Here is a 19,407-nt window from a genome sequence, read left to right as displayed (position 1 = left end):
GACGCTCATTCAGTGGCCGACACCACGGTCAGGCGATAACCGTAGCGCGCATTGTCAAGAACCGCAGTACCCTGCCAGCGCGGCATCGTGCTGTACGTGACCGTGGCGACCACGGCACCCTCGCGGCTGAGGGTGCGGCGCAAGCCGGTATCGACGATCGTCCAGCCAGGCGGCAGAGCGCGCGCGATCTCGGCAAGCGGCCACAGAGTCAGTTGCAGGTCTTCCAGTACGTCGGCAGCACGCACCTGGGCCGGCAGCATCGCATGGCGCCACTCTTTCATCTCACGCCCGTCAAAGTCCAGGCTCAGGACCCGCATGCCCATCGCCAGTCCCACCAGGCTGACGCGCTGCGGATCGACTTCGAGCGCGGCAACCAGGTCGTTTTTTGTGCCGGCGCGTTCGACGGTCAGCTGCTGCTGCACGCTGATGGTCTCGCCCAGCGCGGCGGGCGCCAGGCGCAGGCCAAGACGCGTAGGCGCTTGCGGCGCCGTGCCGCACGCTGCAAGAAGGATCGCCAGCGCGAGCGGCGCGGCGCATTTATACCAGGACGGGCGTTGCATGCATCGATTCCTTGGAAACGGAAAAACAGGGAGCGAACAACCACACGAGCGCCGAGCCGACCAGCATCGTCAACCCGAAGGCCTGCAGCGCCGGCGTGCCGCTCAGCGCCAGCAGTCCGAACGACAGGATGGTGCTGGCGGCCGACAGGCCAACGGCCAACCATGGCGCATCATCGCCGTCAGCTGACTCTTCCTGCATGAAAATGCCGTAGTCGACACCGACACCGAGCAGCAGCATCAGCGCCAGCACGTGAAACAGCTGCAGCGGCTGGCCGGTGTAGCCCAATACCGCGAGGGTCAGAAGGCTGGCCGCTGCGGTCGGCGCCAGCACGCGCCAGGTGCGGCCGCGGTAGCGAGGGAACAGCACGGCAAACACCACCAGGTACGCGCCCAGCACGACCCAGCCCATGGTCGCGCGATAACTGCCCAGCACCGCCGAAATCCCGCCGACCTTGTCGACCCATTGCACGCCGTCGAGGTCCCTGGCCGCACCGGCCAGCAGCGGCAGCGAAGCGTAGCGCAAGCCGCGCAGCGCGACGATGCTGGCATGCGTCGGTACGCCGCCCACGTCGATCGCGCCCAGCCACAAGTGGCGCCACGGCTGGGCGGCCGGCGTGCGCATGAAATCATCGATAACGAGTGGCCTGGCGTTCGTGCGCAGGTGCGCGGCCGTATCGGTTGCCCATTGAGGGTCTTCACCGATCTCTTGTGCCAACAGCGACAGCGGGCCGCCATCAGCCAGCAGCGTGTTCTCGACCAGCGTCCTGCGCTCGGCCTGCGCGCGCATGGACGGCACCCAGTTCGACAGTGCCTGGTAGCCGGCGATGTGCTTCTGCGCGATCATGACCTCGAGCCTGCTCTTGAGCGCTTCTTCGCGCTGCAGCACCTCTTCGCTCGACGCGCCACGCACCAGAAAGTACTGGACCGGACTCGGTGCGTCCAGCAGCTTGCTCAACTTGATCTGGTCGCGGATCAGGTCGGGCGGCGACGATTGCAACGAGCGGATGTCGTCGTTCGTTGTCAGCTGCAACCAGCCGCCGATCGCCATCACACCCACCAGCAACACCAGACTGATCGTTTTCGGCTGCTTCGACACGCGCGGCCAGCGCGGCATGAGCTTGCGGTAGTTGTGCGCCAGCCAGCCAGCCTTGAGCGTCCGACCCGAGATCAGCCCCGGGAACCAGCACACCACCGTCAACCACGCAAACACGAGGCCCAGTGCCGAGAACACGGCCATGTGGCGCAAGCCGGGGAATGGACTCAGAGCCAGGCCCGTATAGCCCACCACCGCAGCCAGCAGGCTCAGCGAGAGGCCCGGCAGCAGGCGCCGCAGCAGCGCGGTCGAATCGAGCGCCGGATCTGCGCGCAGACGATGGCACAGGAAGTAGATGCCGTAATCCTGCGCCACGCCGATCAGGCTCGCGCCGAAGACAAGCGTGAGCAAGTGGATCTGCCCGAACAGCAGCCAGCACACGGACAGCGCACCCAGAAAGCCGATGCCGATGGCCAGCAAGGTCAGGCCGATCGGCTTGACCGAGCGGAAGGTCAGCCACGTCAGCAGGATGATGCCGACAAGCGAGCCAGCGCCGATCGTGTGGATTTCGCTGCTGGCCTGGCGGCCGGCTGCCGCGGCGTGCAACAGTACGCCGGCGGTGACGACGTCGGCATCGGGTACCAGGCGGCGGGCGGCATCGGCGGCCTGGGTCAGCAAGGGCACGACCGCCTCCTGCGCACCGAGCGAAAACGCCGATCCTTCCAGCGTGTAGGTCAGCAGCACATAGTCGCGCCCCTCCCCCGCCACGAACAGGCGTCCGTCGCGCGGTCGCACCGGCGTTTCGCCGGCACGTTCCTGCGCCCAGCCGGCGAACAGGCCGAACGGATCGTCGCGGAACGCGCCGAGCCTGGGACCGGAAAACGCGTTGTACAGGCGCGCCAGCGCGTCGTTTTTCCAGAACTCGGGGGGCTGCTGGCGCATCTGGCGCTCCTGCGCCGCGCCCACCAGCAGCAGTGCGTGCGGCTGCAGGCTGGCAAGCCAGCCTGCCTGCGTATCGTCGCTCATGGCATCGAACGTCAGCAGCGCGCCGTGCGGCGTGAGCACCTTGCGGTAAGCATCGGCGGCGTGGACCGCATCGTTCCAGTCTTTCGCGCCGACCAGCACAACCACGCGCTGCTGCGCGCTGTCGACCATGTGCGTGAACGACTGTTGCAGAACCGGGTCGCGCTTGTCCAGCGGCAGCAGGGTCAGGATGTCGGTGTCCGGCACGATGCGCTGGCCCAGCCACAGCCAGGCGTTATGCCCGATCAGCAGGCACACGATGAATGCCCAGGCCAGTGCCAGGCGACGTTGCGTGATCAAAGCTGGGCCGCCTCTTCGGGCAACGCGGCGCCGGGGCCGGTTTTGATGTCAGAGAAAATGATGGCGGTCTGGTCGCCGCTCTCTTCGTTCATCTGAATCGCGCGCACATGGGCGCCGCCTTCCAGCGAAATCGCGCCAACGGCGCGCGCCAGCGCGGCGTTGCGTGCTTTCAGGTCGACCTTCCAGGTCTGGCCCGTGATGCTGCCATTGACGTCGAACAGCGTCTCGAGCTGCCCCAGGTCTCCGCCCAGCAGCGAAAACAGCACGCCGTTGATCATGCGCACCGTCGGCTCCTGACTTGCATCCAGTCTCATCGAAACGCGGTCGCCCTGCATGTGGATGATCTCGTCGCGTGTCAGGCGCAGTGTGCTGGCAAACGGCTTGAGGGTACGCCAAAGCACGCCCTTGCCGGCGACCACGCAGAAGCGGCCCGTCGATACCAGCGGCTTCTTCATGCCGGCCAGGCGCTTGGTCTGGTCAAAGCGCCCACACAACTGCTCGGGCTTGGCCAGCATTGCGCCGATTTGCGCGATCGGCGCGGCCGCATGCGCGCTGGCGGTGCCGACAACGAGCGTCAGCGATAACAGAAGGCCTTTCATGGTGCGGAAACTCCCAATTTGTCGAACAGGATGGCGGGCGAGGCAAAGCACATCTCGCCGCTGGCGATATCGACCGCGACCTGGGTGGTCGTGGCGCGGTTCAGGCGCTTGCCGCTGATCGCGTCCGTGATCGCGTATTCGATGAGCAGGCGATTTTCCCACTCGACGATCTCGGCGCGCAACAGCAGGCGCTGGCCGAACGCGGCCGGGCCGGCGTAGCGCAAGTGCATGTCGATGATCGGCCACGCATAGCCCGACGCACGCATCTGTTCGTAGTTGTAATCGATCTTGTCGAGCAGCGCGCAGCGCGCCACCTCGAGGTACTTGACGTAGTTGCCGTGCCAGACGATCTGCATCGGATCGAGGTCAAAGAACTGCACCTGCATCTCGACTTCGGCCCACCAGCGTGCAGGACGCTTCGCTTTACGCATACAGGCTCCAGGCTTGGGCGCGAATGCGCTCAAGCAGAAGGCGCAGTTCGAGGTCGAGCCGGCGGTCTTCCACCACCGGTGCGATGTCCGTGCCGAGCTGGTCGAGCATCTGTGCCAGTGGAGCCGGCAGCGTACGCGCCGGATCCAGGCGGCAGCGCAGCCATACACCCTGACGCACGGTGATCAACATGCTTGCAGCGACCTGCTCGGTCAGTTCCAGCACGCGCAGGCAGTCACGCGCGGCGATCGTGCCCATGCTGACCTTGTCCTGGTTGTGGCATTCGGTCGAGCGTGAGAATACCGACGCCGGCATGGTCAGCTTGAGCGCTTCGGCGGTCCAGGCCGATGCGCTGATCTGCAGCGCCTTCAGGCCGTGGTTGATCGCGGCGCGCTCACCAGTCATGCCCGAGAGGTTGGCCGGCAGGCCGGCGTTGTAGCGCGCATCGACCAGCAGCGCCATCTGGCGGTCCAGCAGGTCGGCCAGATTGGCAACCGCATTTTTCATGCTGTCCATCGCAAACGCGATATGGCCGCCGTAGAAATGCCCGCCGTGGAGCACGCGTTCGCCGTCGGCGTCGATGATCGGGTTGTCGTTGGCGCTGTTGAGCTCATTTTCGATCCCGGTGCGGAAGAACGGCAGCGCGTCGGCCAGCACGCCAATCACGTGCGGCGCGCAGCGAATCGAGTAGCGGTCTTGCAGACGCTTGCCGTTGCGTTCCTGCTGGCCCGTGTAGGCCAGATCGTCGCGCAGCCAGGCGGCTACCCCCTGCATGCCAGCATGCGGCTTGACCGAGAACAGCGTCTCGTCAAAATGGTGATCGTTGCCGTCAAGCGCAAACGAAGCCATCGCCGTGATGCGGGTCGTCAGGCGCGTCAGGTACGCGGCGCGATCGAATGCCAGGCAGGCCAGGCCCGTCATGACGGCGGTGCCATTCATGATCGCCAGACCCTCCTTCGGGCGTAATCGCAGAGGTGTGATGCCGGCCTCGCGCAATGCGTCGGCGGCGGATACCTGCACGCCGCCACGCAGCACTTCGCGCTCGCCGCACAGCACCGCCGCCAGGTACGACAGCGGGGTCAGGTCGCCGCTCGCGCCCACCGAGCCTTCGCTGGGGATCAAAGGCAGCAGGTCGGCATCGAACAGGCGCACGATCTGTTCCAGCAGCCCAACGCTCACGCCCGAGAACCCTTTCGACAGCGACGCCAGGCGCGCGGCCATCACGGAGCGCGTTTGCGACGGGTCCAGGTAAGTGCCCAGGCCGCAGCCGTGATAGGTGTACAGGTGATGCGGCAGTTCGTCGACCAGCGACAGCGGCACGGCCACCGTGCACGAGTCGCCATAGCCGGTGGTCACGCCGTAGATGGCGCCATCCTCGCGCAGCAGGCGGTCGAGGAAGTCGGCGCCGCGCGCGATCGCCGAACGAAATTCAGGGTCATCCGACAGCACCGGGCGCGCGGTGCCGCGCGCAATGGCAACCACGTCTTCCAGCGTAAGACGCTCACGGTCGAAACGGACCGTGCGTACATCAGGGTTCACATCATTGGACTGCATCAGGACGTTCCGATCCGGGGGTTTGCCAAAAATCATAAAAGTTGAACCATTCGAGCGGCGCGCTCCGCACATGGTGTTCGAGCTGCGCAGCGAAATCTGCCGCGAGCACGCCGAGCGCCGCATCGCGGTTGGCACGCGGCAGCAGCACGCGTTCTCTCAGGCAGGCGAAATGCAGTTCGTGACGCTCGCCCTGGCGCACGGCGAACATCGTGTAGACCGGGCAGCCCAGCACCGATGCCATGACGTACGGACCGACCGGAAAGGCCGCATCGCTGCCCAGGAACGGCGCCATCACGATGCGCGGCGCTGGCGACACCGGCACGCGGTCGCCGGCGATGACGATGAATTCACCGCGCTCGATACGCTCGGACAGCTGCATGGCCATCGCAGGCGTCATGTCGGTCACCTGCATCAGATTGAGTTCGCTGCGCGGGTCGAGGCTGGCCAGCATCTTGTTGAATGCCTGAGCGTGGCGCGTGTGCACCAGCACCGTGACTTTCAGGTTCGGTGTCGACAAGGACAGCGCACGGCACAGGTCGAGATTGCCCAGGTGCGCGCACACAAGCAACGCGCCGCGGCCGGTGGCAATCATCTCGGCAAGCGGTGCGCCGCCGTGCAGTGACACTTTGGAAAAATCGAACAGGCCGCCCCACAGCAGCATCTTGTCGAGGATCGATTCGGCAAAGGCGCCGAAGTGACGCACCACGCCGAGGAAGCCGTGCGGCGCGCCCACGCGCTGCAGGTAGCGGCTCGATGCACGCCGCGCCCTGCCCTGTGTGGCGACATACCACAGCAGCACCGGGTACAGCACGGTGCGAAACGGCCAGCGGCCGAACACGCGGCAGACCCAGAACAGCAGGCGCATGCCGCCGACGAAGCTCGCTTCGTTGATCGACGCCCAGTGGCGTGCATCCTGTACGTTGTTTACTTTCGCCATGTGCGGGCCAGCAGGCGTGGAATGCGCGGCAGCATGCCGAAAAACAGCGCCGTGTGCAGGCGCGTGATCAGGACGTTGTCGGTCCAGGCCTTGAAATGCGAGACGCCATCTTCGGGGTAACCGACTTTCGTTGGCAGGCTGACCACCTCAATGCCGTCCCAGTACAGGCGCACGAGGATCTCGATATCGAAGTTCATGCGCAGGCCGAGCCTGCGGCGAGCCGCCAGCGCGACGACCGGCGCAACGGGATAGACGCGAAAGCCGCACATCGAATCGCGGATGCTCAGCGACAGTGTGTTGATCCAGACCCAGACATGGGTCAGGTAGCGCGCGTACAGGCGCAGTGCCGGCACCGATTCGTCGTATATCGGACAACCGGCAATGAGCGCCGCCGGCTGCGCGCGGGCCGCCGCCAGGAAGCGCGGGATGTCGTCGACATTGTGCTGGCCATCGGCATCGACCTGCAACACGTGGCTGTAGCCGTCCCTTGCGGCGCGCGCGAAACCGGTCAGCACCGCACCGCCCTTGCCCTGGTTGCTCACGTGGCGCTCAAGCACCAGCCGATCGGGATACTCCGCCACGAGCGCATCGAGCACGCCCGCGCAGTCCGGCGAGCTGCCGTCGTCCACCAGAATGCAGCGCAGGTCGTGCGCCAGCACGCGCGCCACGACCTTGCCGATGGCATGTTCGTGGTTGTAGACCGGGATGACGACGCAGGGCTGGAACATGATCAGTCCAACCTGGCAAAACGCAGCAGCGAGTGGCAGTAGCCGATGCCGTCGCGCGCCGTCAACAGGGTGAGACCGGCGTCGCGTGCCAGGCGCACGTAATCGTCGCTCTGATAGACCTTGCTGTTGCCGCTGGCGAGCACGGTGAAGTACGGCGACGTGTTGATCAGGCAGTACGACGCGATCTCGTAACGCTGACGGTCCCAGAATGTGTCGAGCACGAGCACCTGGCCATGCGGCGCCAGCGCTGCAGCCACACGACGGAAGATGCTGGCGATGGCATCCTCGGAAAAGCAGCTCAGGAATTGGCTCATCCAGATCAGGTTCATGTCGCCCGGCAGCGCGGCCTCGCCCAGCAGGTCGGTCGGGTGCAGGCAGGCGCGTGCGCGCAAGCCCGCATCGGTCAGCACCGTGTCGGCCACGGCCAGCTGGCCTGGCAGGTCGACCAGATGCAGCTCCACCGACGCATCGTAGGCCAGCGCGGCGAGCGTGAACTTGCCTGTGTTGGCGCCGATGTCCATCAGACGCCGCGGCGCGGTGGCGAACACGTCCGGCATGATGTCAGGGAACGAGGTGTCGGAGTAATAGTGATCGAACGCGAGCCAGCTGGTGCGCGCCGGTTCGGGCAGTTGCGACAGGCCCTGGTACAAGGTCGGCCAGTCGCCGAACACCTTCAGGCCCAGCGGACGCTCGGCGTCGAGCGCATGTTCGAGGTCGAACATGGCCTGGTAGCAGACGTCGTGGTTGAAGTCGATGTTCACCTGGGTGATCGGATCGGTCAGCACGACAAAGCCCGCCTTGTCGAGCGCGTAGCGGCCATCCTCGATCAGGACCACACCGGCCGACAGACAAGTTTCCAGAACCACCTTGAGCGCGTACGCGCTCCAGCGGCCATCCTGCGCCAGCATCTCGATCGACAGGCCGGTGTCGCCGGCATCGGCGATCGTTTGCAGCATGCCGCGTTTCCAGGCATAGCGCACGCACTGGAACACCACCGGACCGTAGGCGATTTTTTGCGCGTCGAAGCGCGCGGCGAATGCGCTCTGGCCCTCGGGCGAGAATTTTTTGTTCAGCATGCGATGCTCATGACCCTAATTGGATGCGGCCGCTGGCATGTGCGCCGGCGTCCGAGAAATAGCGGAAATTCAGGCTGCCTTTGGACAGGTCGTGGACCAGCTCGAGCCGTACCGGCAGGCCCGGGCGGATCATTTGTTGAAACTTCAGTGCATTGACGCCATTGAATGCGCCCGTCAGGCCCAGATGCAAGCGCCCGTAATGAATGGCCCAGTCAAGCTGCACCACGCCTGGCAAAACAGGCGCCACGCGAAAGTGGCCGTCGAAATACAGCAGGTCTTCGGGGACCGTCAGCGCCAGCAGCGCGCGCGCCGGTTCGGCCTCCAGCACTTCGATCAGCGGATAGCGCGGGCGCTCCGGCGGCGCATCGTCAAGAAGCGCCAGCAAACCCGCGACCGTCGTCTTGCCCTGGGCATTGACGGGCCAGGCCTCGAGATAGCGCCAGCGGCGTGGCAGCGCGACCGCTTCGACCAGTGGTTTGAGCGCTGCGCGCAGGCGCGTGTTGAGTGCCAGCTTGCCGTCGGCCGCCAGCAACGCGCGCCCCGCCTCGCTTGGCAACGCGAAGACCGCAAGCGCCTGGCGTGCGGTCTGCTGCAGGCTGATGATCTTCGCTTCGCACACCAGTCCAGTTGCGACCAGGGCCGCTTCGAGGGCATCGAGGGCGATGCGTTTTTCTTCGATCTTGACGATGCGGTCGGCGCGCCCGCGCAGCACGAAGCGGCCAGCGCCGGCATCCTCGACGCAATCGGCCAGCGCCAGCCACGGCACCGGGCCGGCGTACGGCGAGGCCACGTCAAGCGTGCCGGCAGGCCCGATACGCCAGCGCACGTCCGGCAGCGGCGTCCAGGATTCACCCGCATCACGGCGGCGCCAGGCGATGCCGCCGCTCTCCGAACTGCCATACACCTCGATCGGCGCATGGCCCAGCAGACAGGCGGCATGGATCGATGCGTCCTGTTCCAGCATGCCGCCCGAAGAAAACACAGCGCGCAGCATGCCCGTTGCACCGGTCCAGTCCAGGTGCGCGGGCATGCGTTTCAGGTGGGCCGGGCTGGCCAGCAGAATGCAGGGTTGCTGCGCCAGACCTGGCGCCAGCGTTTCGGGAAACTCATGCCGTGCCGCATGAATCGGGCGGCCCGCGGCGAGCGGCCACAGGATACGAAACAGCAGGCCATAGATGTGCTGATGCGAGACGGTCGAGATCACGTGCGCATCGTGCAGGCCGGCGCCAAACTGGCGCTCGAGTGCCGCGACTTCACTGGTCAGTTGCGAAAACTGCTTCGGAATCGGCGTCGGTTCGCCGGTGCTGCCCGACGTGAAGACGACGAGCGCTGCGAAATCGTCGCCCGGCATGCGCCATGCTTCCTGCCAATCGTCGTGGCAACCCGCCGCGACCGCCCCGCAGTCGGCAGGAAAAGCGCCCCAGAACGCGTCGACCCGGCCAGCCAGCGCGGTGCAATTGGCCGGCAACGTATCGGCCACCATCCACACGGTCTTGTGCGTAAGCCAGGCGCCGATCAGCGCCGCGGCGAATTCAAGGCTGTCATCGTGATACAGCGCCACGCGGCTGGCATCGCTGCGCGCACCGAGTGCGGCCCAGGCGCGAACACGCGCGAGGAATGCGCCGTGCGTAACAGGCGCGCCGTCGCGCCAGCCGGTAACGGCGTCCTCGCGACGCGCTGCGATCAGGGAAAACAGGTCACGCATGGTGCAAACGCTTGAAGCGCAGGCGCAGCAGATACTCTCCGGCGAACATCGCACCCATCATGACGTACGCAATGACGCCGTTGTAGAGCGACCAGACGGCATGCGACGCGAACAGGGCCGTGCCCAGCGCGATGGCGCCGTTGATGACGAAGAACACGCACCAGGCCTGGGTCACGCGGCGCGTGTAGAGAATACCCGCCGGCGGCAGGTCCGGTTCGCGCAGGCGCGCCAGGCGCTCGATCATCGACGGCCCCTTGATCAGGCTCGCGCCGAACGCGGCCAGCATCGCACCATTGACCAGCGCCGGATACAGCTTGAGCGGCAGGACGACATTCGCCGCAACGGCAACACCCACCAGCATCAGGGCCCCGACAGCGCTCCAGCGCGCAGGCCCGCTAATCTTGACCGTGGGCAGGCGGGTGGCGACGGTCAGCAACAGCAGCCCCGCCAGCCAGCGCGGCTCGATACGGTCGTGACCGAGCCAGATCGCCAGCGGATACACGACTGTCAGCAGGGCCGTCAGGACATTCCAGTGCACGGATTTACGCCGCTTCGGCGTGCGTCTCGGCCGGTGCCGTGGTCAGGGCAACCAGCGCATTGACCACATCATCGATCGTGCGGATCGTTTTGAACACGTCCGGCTGCAGGCGTTTGCCAGTCATTTGCTTGAGCTTTACAGCCAGGTCGACCGCGTCGATGCTGTCGATGTCCAGGTCGGCGTACAGGTTCGATGCTGGCGTCAGCGACGCGCGATCGAGTTCGAACATCTCGGCCAGCAGGTCGGCGACCCACACGAACAAGGCGTCGCGGTTCATGTCTTCAATGCGTACCATGTCCTTCTCCTACTTCTTGCGGTTTACTTCGATCATCGATGCCAGCGCACGCACCGACGCAAAATGACGGCGCGTTTCTTGCGATTCGGCCGACAGGGTGATGCCATAACGCTTTTGCAGCGCGACGCCGATTTCCAGCGCGTCGATCGAGTCGAGTCCCAGGCCATCGACGAACAGGGCGGCCTCACTGTCGATATCCTCGGGCGTGATGTCCTCCAGCTGCAGAACATCGATGATCAGGTGTTTCACTTCCAGTTCAAGCATGGTGCTGACTTTCTTTCATAAACAACTGTTGCAGGCAATCGGTGAGCCGACGTGCGGCGACGACCTCGGAGGCATCGCGGACAAAATCGTCTACCGCGATATCGTCCAGGACGTCGATGCGAAAATGCGCCTGGTGCGGCGGGACATGCCACCACCTGTCGCCCTTCCCCAACGTGGGAGGATTGCAGCGAATCACGACCGGTGTCACGGCCCTGAGACCACGTACCGCGATATTGGCAGCGCCACGCTTCAACGTCGCCGTGCTGCCAGGCGGCGTGCGCGTCCCTTCCGGAAAAATGATCAGGTTCCCACCGGCGCGCAGCGATGCAATGCCATCGCCGACCAGGTCCGGGCCCCGATCGTTGCGGATGTATCCGGCGGCGCGAATCGGTCCGCGCATGAACGGGTTGGTCGACAATGCGCCCTTGACGATGCAATCGGCATTGGGCACGAACGCGATCAGGAACACGGTGTCGATCAGCGTCGGATGATTCGCCAGGATCAGCTGCCCCTTGCGATCGAGCTTGTCCAGGCCGCGCACCTCGTAGCGCAGCACGCCGAGCAGGCGCATGACACCGACAAAGGCCCGGAAACTCATGCTCACCGCGCCGCGGGCGGCGCGCTGGTGCGCCGCCGGTTCATGTACGCACAGCGACAGAAGCGGAAATACCAGCACGCGCAGCACCACGCCACCAACGCCAAAGAGCGCGAAGGAAAAACCCGTCGCAAGAACGCGCCAGAAGCGCCCGATGCTACTGCTCATTGCGGCGCCAGGACCAGCGCTTGCCGGCTACGTCGCGCACCAGCAGGCGGTCGTTGCTCAGCTGAAAACGCAGCACATCAAGACCGCCGGGCATACGCGGAATGGTTGCATCACAAGAATCGGTCGCCTGCCAGGCCAGGCGCAGGGAAGGCACCCCGGCCTGCGCAGGCACGATGGCCCAGGCAAACGCAAACGGCTGCTCGTCGCAATCCTGGAATGCCGCGAACGGATCCGGGAGCGCCATATCACAAGCCACGATCAAAACCATTGGTGCGCCGTCGGCCAATTGGCCGCAAGCCTCGATGACGGCATGCTCGAAGGTAGCGGCGCCAGCGGCCAGTGCAACATGGTTGGCGCGGTCGGTGCGGGCAATGGAAAACAGCCCGGCGATCGCGTTGTGCACGGCCAGGCCGAACGCGGTCGGCGACAGCGGCTCGCCCCGCGCCAGGTCGCGCAGCAACTCGACTGAACGCACGACCTCGCCATGTCGCGAGCAGAACACGGTCGGGACATCGCGGTCCTGACCGATGCAGCCATAGGCGACTTCGAGCGCCATGCGGCCAAGCAGGCCAGCGCGTCGGCGCAGCATCGGCGGCATCGCTGCAACCTTGGGCTCTTCGCCCTGCGTCAGTAGCCGCGGCGCCTGAGACCAGGCGGCCCACCCTTCCTGCGTCGTTACGCTGGGTGACCACGCGGCGTGACGCGCAATGGAGAAGATGACCTCGTTCTCGTACATACCATGCCATCAATAGGGAATCGGCGCGCGCCTGATGGCGCCCGGGAAAACTGGCACGATTATAATCGTTCAGTTTCCTCCGGGGAAATACTAAGTGGTGAAAATCAGAAAATTTGCAACACTAATGAAGCCGGACCTGCGTTTGATCAAGTCACGGGCAGCACGCCGCGCAATGCTGCGGGCAACGGGGCCGACTTGCCCACCTTGAAATCGACCCACACGACCTTGGCCATGCCATTGGCGTGCAGGTCGCCCGGCACGCCGTCCGCATCCAGCAGACGGATCTCGTGCGACACCTCGATGCTCGAGCGCCCCGGCGGCGCGATGAAGGTGCGCACCTCGATCTCGCCCGGATAGGTCAGCTGTTTGAGAAAGTTCATCGACGCGTTGACGATGACGGGACCCTGGTCGCGCGAATCGGGCAAGCCGCCGACCTGCTCGAGCCAGGCAATGCGGGCCGATTCGATGTAACGGAAGTAATTGGTATTGTTGACGTGCCCCATGGCGTCCATGTCGCCCCAGCGGATCGGCATGCGCATGGTGTGCACCAGCTTCGGTGCGGTAGTCTCACTGCTCATTCTGTGGTTCCTGGCGTTTAGTGTGCCATCATGCCGTCGTCGGCCGTGATGATGGCGCCGTTGATGAAGTGGGCTTCTTCGGCGGCCAGCAGGAGCAGCAGGCCGTCGAGGTCTTCGGGCCGGCCGGCGCGCTTGCGTGGCAACATTTCGACGAGTTTGCGGCCCTGCTCGGTCTCGAAATAATCTTCGTTCGCATCGGTGGCGATATAGCCGGGGCAGATGGCATTCACGTTGATGCCGTACTTGCCCCACTCCACCGCCATCGCCTTGGTCATCTGCACCACGCCGGCCTTGCTCATGCAGTACACGCCGATCTGCGGCAGCACCCGCAGGCCGGCCACCGAGGCGATATTGACGATGCGGTGCTGCTTGCGCGGATCGCCCTTGGCGCGCGCGATCATGCGCTTGGCGGTTTGCTGGGCCACGAAGAACGCGCCCCGCAAATTGGTGTCCATGATGTAGTTGTAGTCATCCTCGCCCACGTCGATCAGGCGCTGGGTCGACGACACGGACGAGTTGTTGATCAGGATATCGATCGGCCCCGCCTCGGTCTCGGCATGGGCGATGGCCGCCTTGATGCTGCCAAGGTCGGTCACATCGAGCCGTACCACGTGCGCGGCGCCGCCGTCGGCTTCGATCTCGGCGCGCAGCTCCTTGAGCCGCTCGACGCGGCGCGATGCCAGCACGACCTGCGCGCCGGCGCCGGCCAGGGCCTTGGCAAACCGCGCGCCCAGGCCGCTCGATGCGCCGGTGACCATGGCGATTTTTCCTTCGAAATTGACTTCAATGCCCACGTCCGCCCCCGATGTAAGTACGATGCCGCGTTGCGAAAGCACCATGATCCCACAAATGTCCGGTATTCGACTGCCCCTTCTAATAATGCCTTTACAATGGCCGCGATATTGCAATGAACAGCAAAAACCCGCACACTCGTGCTATTTTCTGATTCCCGTCATCCCTATCCCAAAAAAACCATGACAGAGACAACGAACTTTCTCGAACAATACGGCCCACGCGAAGCGATGGAATACGACGTCGTGGTCGTCGGCGGCGGCCCGGCCGGCCTGTCGGCGGCGATCCGCCTGAAACAGCTGGCTGCCGAAAAAGGCCAGGAAGTCACTGTCTGCGTCCTTGAAAAAGGCGGCGAGCTGGGCGCACATATCCTGTCCGGCGCGGTGATGGATCCGCGCGCGATCAACGAGCTGATCCCCGACTGGAAAGAAAAGGGCGCGCCGCTCAATACGGCCGTCACCGAAGACCGTGTGTTGTTCCTGAGCGAGACCAAATCGTACGCCACGCCCGCGTTCGCCATTCCGCCGGCGCTGGCCAATCACGGCAATTACGTGATCTCGCTGGCCAATGTGGTGCGCTGGCTGGGCCAGCAGGCCGAAGCACTGGGCGTGGAAATCTTCCCCGGCTTCCCGGCCGCCGAAATCCTGTACAACGAGGACGGCTCGGTCAAGGGCGTCGCGACCGGCAATATGGGCATGAAACGCGATGGCGAGCCGGGTCCGGAATTCCAGCTCGGCATGGAGCTGCATGCCAAGTACACGTTCTTTGCCGAAGGTTCGCGCGGCCATCTCGGCCGCCAGCTGATGGCGAAATACGAACTGAACAAGGGCAAGGATCCGCAGACCTATGGCATCGGCATCAAGGAACTGTGGGAAATTGATCCGGCCAAGCACCAGCCGGGCCTCGTGATCCACACGGCCGGCTGGCCGCTGCCGAACGACACCTATGGTGGCTCGTTCCTGTATCACCTGGAAAACAACCAGGTCGCAGTCGGCTATGTGGTCGGCCTGTCGTACCAGAATCCGTATCTGTCGCCATACGAAGAATTCCAGCGCTATAAAACGCACCCGGCGATCCGTGGCTTCTTCGAAGGCGGCAAGCGCATCTCTTACGGTGCGCGTTCGATTACCGCTGGCGGCCTGCAATCCTTGCCAAAGACCGTGTTCCCGGGTGGCGCGCTGATCGGCTGCGATGCGGGCTTCCTGAACACCAGCCGCATCAAGGGCAGCCACACCGCGATCAAGACCGGCATGCTGGCCGCAGAGGCCGCGTTTGCCGCGCTGGGCGAAGGCCGCACGAGCGATGAGCTGACCAGTTTCCCTGTGGCGTTCGAACAATCGTGGCTGCACGAAGAGCTGCACGTGGCGCGCAACTTCAAGCCGTGGATGAGCAAGGGCCTGGTGCTGGGCACGATCATGACGGGCATCGACCAGATCGTTTTCCGTGGCAAGGCGCCGTGGACGCTGCACCACAAGCACGCCGACCACGAATGCCTGAAGCCGGCGTCACACTTCCAGCCGATCGTCTATCCGAAGCCGGACGGCAAGCTGACCTTCGACAAGCTGTCGTCGGTGTTCATCTCGAACACCAACCACCGCGAAGACGAGCCGATCCACCTGACGCTGAAGAATCCGAGCGTGCCGGTGGACGTGAACCTGGCCAAGTATGCCGGGCCTGAACAGCGTTACTGTCCGGCCGGGGTGTACGAGTACGTCAAGCGCGAAGACGGGGGCGATCGCCTGCAGATCAATGCGCAGAACTGCGTGCACTGCAAGACCTGCGATATCAAGGACCCGACCCAGAACATCGTCTGGGTCACGCCAGAGGGCGGCGGCGGGCCGAATTATCCGAATATGTAAGCGCCTGGCCCGCCGCTTTTACTGCTGACTTTGTAAGAATCATCCTGCAACATCGCCGCCAATCTGCTGATTGGCGGACGCCCCGGACGGCGTAGCATGGGCTGCTCATACACCAGTGGCAGGAGACAGCGATGGGTGATTCCACAGATAACATGCGCAAGCAGCAAAATCCCGGCATGGGGCAAAGCGGCAATCTGCAAAGCGGCAAGCAGGACATTGCTGGCGACAAGCAACCTACCGGCCAGCAAGGTAGCCGCATGCAGGAGGGCAAGCAGCAAGACACCGGCAGCCGGCAAGGCAACGGTGGTCAACAGCAGAACCAGCAACACGGTGGCCAGCATGCATCAGGCGGCACCCCGGCGCTGGACGACCTGAACGCCGACCGCGACAGCCGCGACCAGGGTTCGCCGGGCAGCGGGTCCCGGCAGATGGACCAGCAGAGCGACTGGGCCGGCAAGCAGGACAAACAACGCTGACGTGGCACGATCCACGCAAGAGCGCGGCGCCTTCAACGGGTCGCGCTTTTTTTTCGTGCGTCAGGCCGGCGGCATATTGCTGGCGTCCTGGCCGAACCACTTGAGCGACAGCGCGCGCAGCGTGCCGTCCGAGCGTGCCTCGCGCAGTGCCTTGTCGATCGCGAGCTTCAGCTGTGGACGGCCCTTGCGCATGGCAATGCCGACGCGCAAGGGCGCCCCGATGCGGGCACCGGCCTTGAGCGGCAATTGTGTCTGCTTGACGAGGTAACCGACGAGCAGGCTGTCATCGAGCAAGGCATCGATCCGGCCGAAGGCGAGGTCCTGCAGGTTCTCTGGCACGGCCGGATAGCGCTTCACGTCGATGCCTGGTACGGCCATGGCCTGCTGCTCGAAGACGCTGTTCTGGCGCACGCCCAGCTTGCGACCCTTGAGGTCGGCCAGCGTGCCGTAGGTCGCACGCTCGTTCTCGCGCACGATGAGGCGCGACTGCGAATACAGGTACGACGCAGAAAAATCGAATGTCTTCTCGCGCTGCGGCGTGATGATGACCTGGCTGATCGCGACATCCACCCTGCCCGCGCGCAGCGCCGGCAGGATCGCGCTCCATTCGGTCAGCACGAATTCCGGATTGAGGCCCATCCGCATGGCAACCGTGTGCGCCACATCGACGTCGTAGCCAGCCAGTTGCCCGCTGGCCTGGTCCCTGAAATTGAATGGCGGATAGGTCCCTTCGAGCGCAATGCGCAGTGTGCCCCTTGTTGCGGAGGGATCTGCGGGTTGTACCGGCGCTGCCAGGTCTGCCGCGCCTGCCCATGGCGTGCACAGCGCAGCTGACGCGGGCAGCGCCAGCAACTGTCCCAGCGCCCGGCGCCGCCTCATACTTGCGATCCCTTCCGCCATCTTCTTGGCCTCCACACGGTCAATGACACGTTATAACCGAAAAGCGGCGCGCGTGGCAGGCTCAGGCGCGTACGAGGATCCGCTTCTGTTCGCGCGCGGAGCGGTACACGGCCTCGATGATGCGGAGGTCGCGCAAACCTTCTTCGCCGGGAACGAGAGGCTCGCGGTTCTGCAGCACGCACTGCGCCATATGGTCGAGCTGCCCCACCCACTGGTTCGCATACGGTCCGGGCGGCGGTTTGACCTCGGTCTTGTCGCTGCGGTCCTGGCCGACCCACATGCGCTGGCCGCTGTAGGCAGTCGCCGGCTCCAGTTCGATCCGGCCCTTCTCGCCCATCAGCACGAACTGGTTGCGGTTCGCGCTGTACATCGACATGCAGGAGCCGATCGCGCCGGACGGGAACTCCAGCTGGAAATCGATCATGTCTTCCACTTCGCGGAAACGCGGGTCGCTGCGGTTCGTGGTTTCCTTCGCGAACACGGCCACCGGTTCTTCGCCCGTCATGTAGCGCGCCGCCTGCAACGCGTAGATGCCGATGTCCATCAGCGAGCCGCCGCCCGACTGCGCCTTCTTCATGCGCCAGGTGTTGGCGTCGCCCGCGACAAAGCCATGCTCGGAGCGGAAATAGCGGAGCGTGCCGATCGCGCCGGCGCGCGCCAGCCGGATGGCCTCGACATTGTGCGGTTCGAAGCGCGAGCGGTAGCCGATCATCAGCTTCTTGCCGGCCTTGCGGCAGGCGGCAATCATCTGTTCGCATTCGGCCGGACTGACCGCCATCGGCTTTTCGCACATGACGTGCTTGCCGGCCTGCGCGGCGCGGATCGTGTACTCGGCGTGCATGAAGACGGGCAGGCAGATATACACGATGTCGATGTCCGGGTTATCGCGGATGCGGTCGAAATCGTTGTACGAATAGATGCCGCGTTCGGGCACGCCGTATTCCTGCGCCACCTTCTTTGCCTTGGCAGGGTCGCCGCTGACCAGCGCCACCAGGCGGCTGTGCTGGCAGTTCTGGAACTGCGGGATGATGCGGCCCAGGCCATAGCCGCCCAGGCCCACGATCGCGTAGCCGAGCTTGCGACCGGTGCTGGCCCAGCCCGGGTTCATGGCGCTGGCCGCCAGGACGCCACCTGCAGCCATGACCAGGCCGCGCCGATGTAGATCGATCATGCTTGTCTCCTCCAATAGGATTGCGGGAATGTTATCGTCTTGTAGAGAGAAGGATACAATTGATTCATTCGAAATGATAGCGGTATCACCGTCGTCATTTACCGTTCACCTTGCCAGGAGTTGCCCATGTCCGTATCACCCCGTCGCGTTCCCTTCGTTCGCCTGCTCGTTGCCGCCAGCGTCGCCGCCGTCCTGTCGCCTGTAGTCTCGGCCGCCCCGGCCGCCAGTTGCAGCGGCAAGGCCCCGTCGGGCGAGCTGAAAGCCGAGCGGATTGCCGCGATCACGCCAACGCGCGGCGAACCGGGCCTGTACGAGGGGGCGGTATGGATGAACGGCGCGCTGTATTTTTCGGACTTCAGCTTCAGCCAGGGCTTTCCGTCACGCGTGCGCAAGTACACGCCGGGCGGCGACGTGACCACGGCCATCGAGGATGCGGGCAGCAATGGCCTGGCGGTCGACGCCAACGGCGCGCTGATCGCGGCCACCCACAAGTACAAGGCGCTGTCGCGCTACAGCCTGGCAGACGGCAAGCGCACGAATGTCGCCTCACAATTCCAGGGCCAGGTCTTCAATTCGCCGAACGATATCGCCATCGCGGCCGATGGCACGATCTACTTCACCGATCCGGATTACCAGAAAGCCGCAGCGCCCGGCGGCCAGCCGGTGACCGGGATCTATCGCGTGGCGACCGATGGGGCGGTAACGCTGGTCGACGGCTCACGCAAGAATCCGAACGGGATTGCCCTGTCACTTGACGGCAAGACGCTGTACGTGAACGCGAGCGACGGCGCAGTGCGCGCTTACCCGGTCAAGGATGGCGTGCCGCAGGCCGGGCGCGACCTGATCAAGGGCATCGAGAATGGCGACGGCATGACGCTGGACTGCCACGGCAACCTGTATGTGACGGAACATGCGCCCAAGCGTGTGCGCGTGTTCTCGCCACAGGGCCGCGAACTGGCAACGATCCGGGTCGACGCCAATGTCACCAATGTCGCCTTCGGCGGCGTGGACGGCAAGACGCTCTACATCACGGGCGCCGGCGCCGTCTGGCAAGTGCCGCTGGACGTCACGGGACTCCCGTACTGAAACCG

Annotated in this window: 21 protein-coding genes; 3 read left to right on the top strand and 18 right to left on the bottom strand. The window is 64.7% G+C overall.

Going from position 1 to position 19,407, the window contains the following annotated elements:
• Nucleotides 1-5: 5 nt before the first annotated feature.
• The 16 genes from AC56LN_RS07545 to AC56LN_RS07470 all read right to left on the bottom strand — a co-directional run bounded on the left by AC56LN_RS07545 (nucleotide 6) and on the right by AC56LN_RS07470 (nucleotide 13,957).
• Nucleotides 6-560 carry a DUF3261 domain-containing protein gene (locus AC56LN_RS07545; protein WP_499570712.1) on the bottom strand — a complete coding sequence of 185 codons (555 nt, stop codon included), beginning with the start codon at nucleotides 558-560 and terminating at the stop codon, nucleotides 6-8.
• Nucleotides 538-2,916: an MMPL family transporter gene (locus AC56LN_RS07540; protein ID WP_499570711.1), complete on the bottom strand. Its 2,379-nt coding sequence runs from the start codon at nucleotides 2,914-2,916 to the stop codon at nucleotides 538-540. The genes AC56LN_RS07545 and AC56LN_RS07540 overlap by 23 nt, the downstream gene beginning before the upstream one ends.
• Nucleotides 2,913-3,515 carry an outer membrane lipoprotein carrier protein LolA gene (locus tag AC56LN_RS07535; RefSeq protein ID WP_499570710.1) on the bottom strand — a complete coding sequence of 201 codons (603 nt, stop codon included), beginning with the start codon at nucleotides 3,513-3,515 and terminating at the stop codon, nucleotides 2,913-2,915. Before AC56LN_RS07535 ends, AC56LN_RS07540 begins: the two co-directional genes overlap by 4 nt.
• Nucleotides 3,512-3,946 carry an acyl-CoA thioesterase gene (locus tag AC56LN_RS07530; protein WP_499570709.1) on the bottom strand — a complete coding sequence of 145 codons (435 nt, stop codon included), beginning with the start codon at nucleotides 3,944-3,946 and terminating at the stop codon, nucleotides 3,512-3,514. Before AC56LN_RS07530 ends, AC56LN_RS07535 begins: the two co-directional genes overlap by 4 nt.
• Nucleotides 3,939-5,498, bottom strand: a complete 1,560-nt coding sequence (locus AC56LN_RS07525; protein WP_499570708.1) for an HAL/PAL/TAL family ammonia-lyase — start codon at nucleotides 5,496-5,498, stop codon at nucleotides 3,939-3,941. The genes AC56LN_RS07530 and AC56LN_RS07525 overlap by 8 nt, the downstream gene beginning before the upstream one ends.
• On the bottom strand, nucleotides 5,485-6,435 hold the full coding sequence (locus AC56LN_RS07520; RefSeq protein ID WP_499570707.1) for a lysophospholipid acyltransferase family protein: 951 nt from the start codon (nucleotides 6,433-6,435) through the stop codon (nucleotides 5,485-5,487). The genes AC56LN_RS07525 and AC56LN_RS07520 overlap by 14 nt, the downstream gene beginning before the upstream one ends.
• Entirely contained in the window at nucleotides 6,423-7,163 is a 741-nt protein-coding gene (locus AC56LN_RS07515) for a glycosyltransferase family 2 protein (protein ID WP_499570706.1), read from the bottom strand. The genes AC56LN_RS07520 and AC56LN_RS07515 overlap by 13 nt, the downstream gene beginning before the upstream one ends.
• A gap of 2 nt (nucleotides 7,164-7,165) precedes the next feature.
• Nucleotides 7,166-8,239, bottom strand: a complete 1,074-nt coding sequence (locus tag AC56LN_RS07510; RefSeq protein WP_499570705.1) for a class I SAM-dependent methyltransferase — start codon at nucleotides 8,237-8,239, stop codon at nucleotides 7,166-7,168.
• Between the two features lie 7 nt (nucleotides 8,240-8,246).
• Complete coding sequence (locus AC56LN_RS07505) at nucleotides 8,247-9,944, bottom strand: ApeI family dehydratase (protein ID WP_499570704.1); 1,698 nt, start codon at nucleotides 9,942-9,944, stop codon at nucleotides 8,247-8,249.
• On the bottom strand, nucleotides 9,937-10,482 hold the full coding sequence (locus tag AC56LN_RS07500) for a COG4648 family protein (RefSeq protein WP_499570703.1): 546 nt from the start codon (nucleotides 10,480-10,482) through the stop codon (nucleotides 9,937-9,939). The genes AC56LN_RS07505 and AC56LN_RS07500 overlap by 8 nt, the downstream gene beginning before the upstream one ends.
• Nucleotides 10,483-10,486: 4 nt before the next feature.
• On the bottom strand, nucleotides 10,487-10,777 hold the full coding sequence (locus AC56LN_RS07495; RefSeq protein ID WP_499570702.1) for an acyl carrier protein: 291 nt from the start codon (nucleotides 10,775-10,777) through the stop codon (nucleotides 10,487-10,489).
• Between the two features lie 9 nt (nucleotides 10,778-10,786).
• A complete protein-coding gene (locus AC56LN_RS07490) occupies nucleotides 10,787-11,041 on the bottom strand; it encodes a phosphopantetheine-binding protein (RefSeq protein ID WP_499570701.1) in 255 nt (84 codons plus the stop codon).
• Nucleotides 11,034-11,804: a lysophospholipid acyltransferase family protein gene (locus AC56LN_RS07485; protein ID WP_499570700.1), complete on the bottom strand. Its 771-nt coding sequence runs from the start codon at nucleotides 11,802-11,804 to the stop codon at nucleotides 11,034-11,036. The genes AC56LN_RS07490 and AC56LN_RS07485 overlap by 8 nt, the downstream gene beginning before the upstream one ends.
• On the bottom strand, nucleotides 11,794-12,540 hold the full coding sequence (locus tag AC56LN_RS07480) for a beta-ketoacyl synthase chain length factor (RefSeq protein ID WP_499570699.1): 747 nt from the start codon (nucleotides 12,538-12,540) through the stop codon (nucleotides 11,794-11,796). Before AC56LN_RS07480 ends, AC56LN_RS07485 begins: the two co-directional genes overlap by 11 nt.
• 146 nt (nucleotides 12,541-12,686) lie before the next feature.
• On the bottom strand, nucleotides 12,687-13,118 hold the full coding sequence (locus AC56LN_RS07475; protein WP_499570698.1) for an acyl-CoA thioesterase: 432 nt from the start codon (nucleotides 13,116-13,118) through the stop codon (nucleotides 12,687-12,689).
• Nucleotides 13,119-13,135: 17 nt separating this feature from the next.
• Nucleotides 13,136-13,957 carry an SDR family oxidoreductase gene (locus AC56LN_RS07470; protein WP_499570697.1) on the bottom strand — a complete coding sequence of 274 codons (822 nt, stop codon included), beginning with the start codon at nucleotides 13,955-13,957 and terminating at the stop codon, nucleotides 13,136-13,138.
• Between the two features lie 135 nt (nucleotides 13,958-14,092).
• Between AC56LN_RS07470 and AC56LN_RS07465 the strand changes: the two genes are divergently transcribed.
• Together AC56LN_RS07465 and AC56LN_RS07460 are read left to right on the top strand one after the other, a co-directional pair.
• On the top strand, nucleotides 14,093-15,769 hold the full coding sequence (locus AC56LN_RS07465; protein WP_499570696.1) for an electron transfer flavoprotein-ubiquinone oxidoreductase: 1,677 nt from the start codon (nucleotides 14,093-14,095) through the stop codon (nucleotides 15,767-15,769).
• Between the two features lie 131 nt (nucleotides 15,770-15,900).
• Nucleotides 15,901-16,245: a hypothetical protein gene (locus AC56LN_RS07460; protein ID WP_499570695.1), complete on the top strand. Its 345-nt coding sequence runs from the start codon at nucleotides 15,901-15,903 to the stop codon at nucleotides 16,243-16,245.
• A 60-nt stretch (nucleotides 16,246-16,305) separates the two neighbouring features.
• Here the strand turns inward: AC56LN_RS07460 and AC56LN_RS07455 are convergent, their stop codons facing one another.
• The gene (locus AC56LN_RS07455) at nucleotides 16,306-17,124 is read right to left on the bottom strand and encodes a transporter substrate-binding domain-containing protein (RefSeq protein ID WP_499570694.1); all 819 of its coding nucleotides are present in this window, start codon (nucleotides 17,122-17,124) and stop codon (nucleotides 16,306-16,308) included.
• An 82-nt stretch (nucleotides 17,125-17,206) separates the two neighbouring features.
• A complete protein-coding gene (locus tag AC56LN_RS07450) occupies nucleotides 17,207-18,316 on the bottom strand; it encodes a Gfo/Idh/MocA family protein (protein ID WP_499570693.1) in 1,110 nt (369 codons plus the stop codon).
• A 126-nt stretch (nucleotides 18,317-18,442) separates the two neighbouring features.
• Here AC56LN_RS07450 and AC56LN_RS07445 point away from each other — a divergent pair, with 126 nt between their 5' ends.
• Complete coding sequence (locus AC56LN_RS07445; RefSeq protein ID WP_499570692.1) at nucleotides 18,443-19,402, top strand: SMP-30/gluconolactonase/LRE family protein; 960 nt, start codon at nucleotides 18,443-18,445, stop codon at nucleotides 19,400-19,402.
• Nucleotides 19,403-19,407: the final 5 nt, after the last annotated feature.

Source organism: Telluria sp. ZT3P26, from assembly GCF_059686035.1.
This window is presented reverse-complemented; position numbering and strand designations above follow the sequence as displayed.

Excerpts from the sequence above, each read along its gene's own strand:
- AC56LN_RS07545 (WP_499570712.1), bottom strand. The coding sequence starts at position 560 with ATGCAACGCCCGTCCTGGTATAAATGCGCCGCGCCGCTCGCGCTGGCG.
- AC56LN_RS07535 (WP_499570710.1), bottom strand. The coding sequence starts at position 3,515 with ATGAAAGGCCTTCTGTTATCGCTGACGCTCGTTGTCGGCACCGCCAGC.
- AC56LN_RS07530 (WP_499570709.1), bottom strand. The coding sequence starts at position 3,946 with ATGCGTAAAGCGAAGCGTCCTGCACGCTGGTGGGCCGAAGTCGAGATG.
- AC56LN_RS07525 (WP_499570708.1), bottom strand. The coding sequence starts at position 5,498 with ATGCAGTCCAATGATGTGAACCCTGATGTACGCACGGTCCGTTTCGAC.
- AC56LN_RS07520 (WP_499570707.1), bottom strand. The coding sequence starts at position 6,435 with ATGGCGAAAGTAAACAACGTACAGGATGCACGCCACTGGGCGTCGATC.
- AC56LN_RS07515 (WP_499570706.1), bottom strand. The coding sequence starts at position 7,163 with ATGTTCCAGCCCTGCGTCGTCATCCCGGTCTACAACCACGAACATGCC.
- AC56LN_RS07510 (WP_499570705.1), bottom strand. The coding sequence starts at position 8,239 with ATGCTGAACAAAAAATTCTCGCCCGAGGGCCAGAGCGCATTCGCCGCG.
- AC56LN_RS07505 (WP_499570704.1), bottom strand. The coding sequence starts at position 9,944 with ATGCGTGACCTGTTTTCCCTGATCGCAGCGCGTCGCGAGGACGCCGTT.
- AC56LN_RS07495 (WP_499570702.1), bottom strand. The coding sequence starts at position 10,777 with ATGGTACGCATTGAAGACATGAACCGCGACGCCTTGTTCGTGTGGGTC.
- AC56LN_RS07490 (WP_499570701.1), bottom strand. The coding sequence starts at position 11,041 with ATGCTTGAACTGGAAGTGAAACACCTGATCATCGATGTTCTGCAGCTG.
- AC56LN_RS07485 (WP_499570700.1), bottom strand. The coding sequence starts at position 11,804 with ATGAGCAGTAGCATCGGGCGCTTCTGGCGCGTTCTTGCGACGGGTTTT.
- AC56LN_RS07480 (WP_499570699.1), bottom strand. The coding sequence starts at position 12,540 with ATGTACGAGAACGAGGTCATCTTCTCCATTGCGCGTCACGCCGCGTGG.
- AC56LN_RS07475 (WP_499570698.1), bottom strand. The coding sequence starts at position 13,118 with ATGAGCAGTGAGACTACCGCACCGAAGCTGGTGCACACCATGCGCATG.
- AC56LN_RS07470 (WP_499570697.1), bottom strand. The coding sequence starts at position 13,957 with ATGGTGCTTTCGCAACGCGGCATCGTACTTACATCGGGGGCGGACGTG.
- AC56LN_RS07465 (WP_499570696.1), top strand. The coding sequence starts at position 14,093 with ATGACAGAGACAACGAACTTTCTCGAACAATACGGCCCACGCGAAGCG.
- AC56LN_RS07460 (WP_499570695.1), top strand. The coding sequence starts at position 15,901 with ATGGGTGATTCCACAGATAACATGCGCAAGCAGCAAAATCCCGGCATG.
- AC56LN_RS07455 (WP_499570694.1), bottom strand. The coding sequence starts at position 17,124 with ATGAGGCGGCGCCGGGCGCTGGGACAGTTGCTGGCGCTGCCCGCGTCA.
- AC56LN_RS07450 (WP_499570693.1), bottom strand. The coding sequence starts at position 18,316 with ATGATCGATCTACATCGGCGCGGCCTGGTCATGGCTGCAGGTGGCGTC.
- AC56LN_RS07445 (WP_499570692.1), top strand. The coding sequence starts at position 18,443 with ATGTCCGTATCACCCCGTCGCGTTCCCTTCGTTCGCCTGCTCGTTGCC.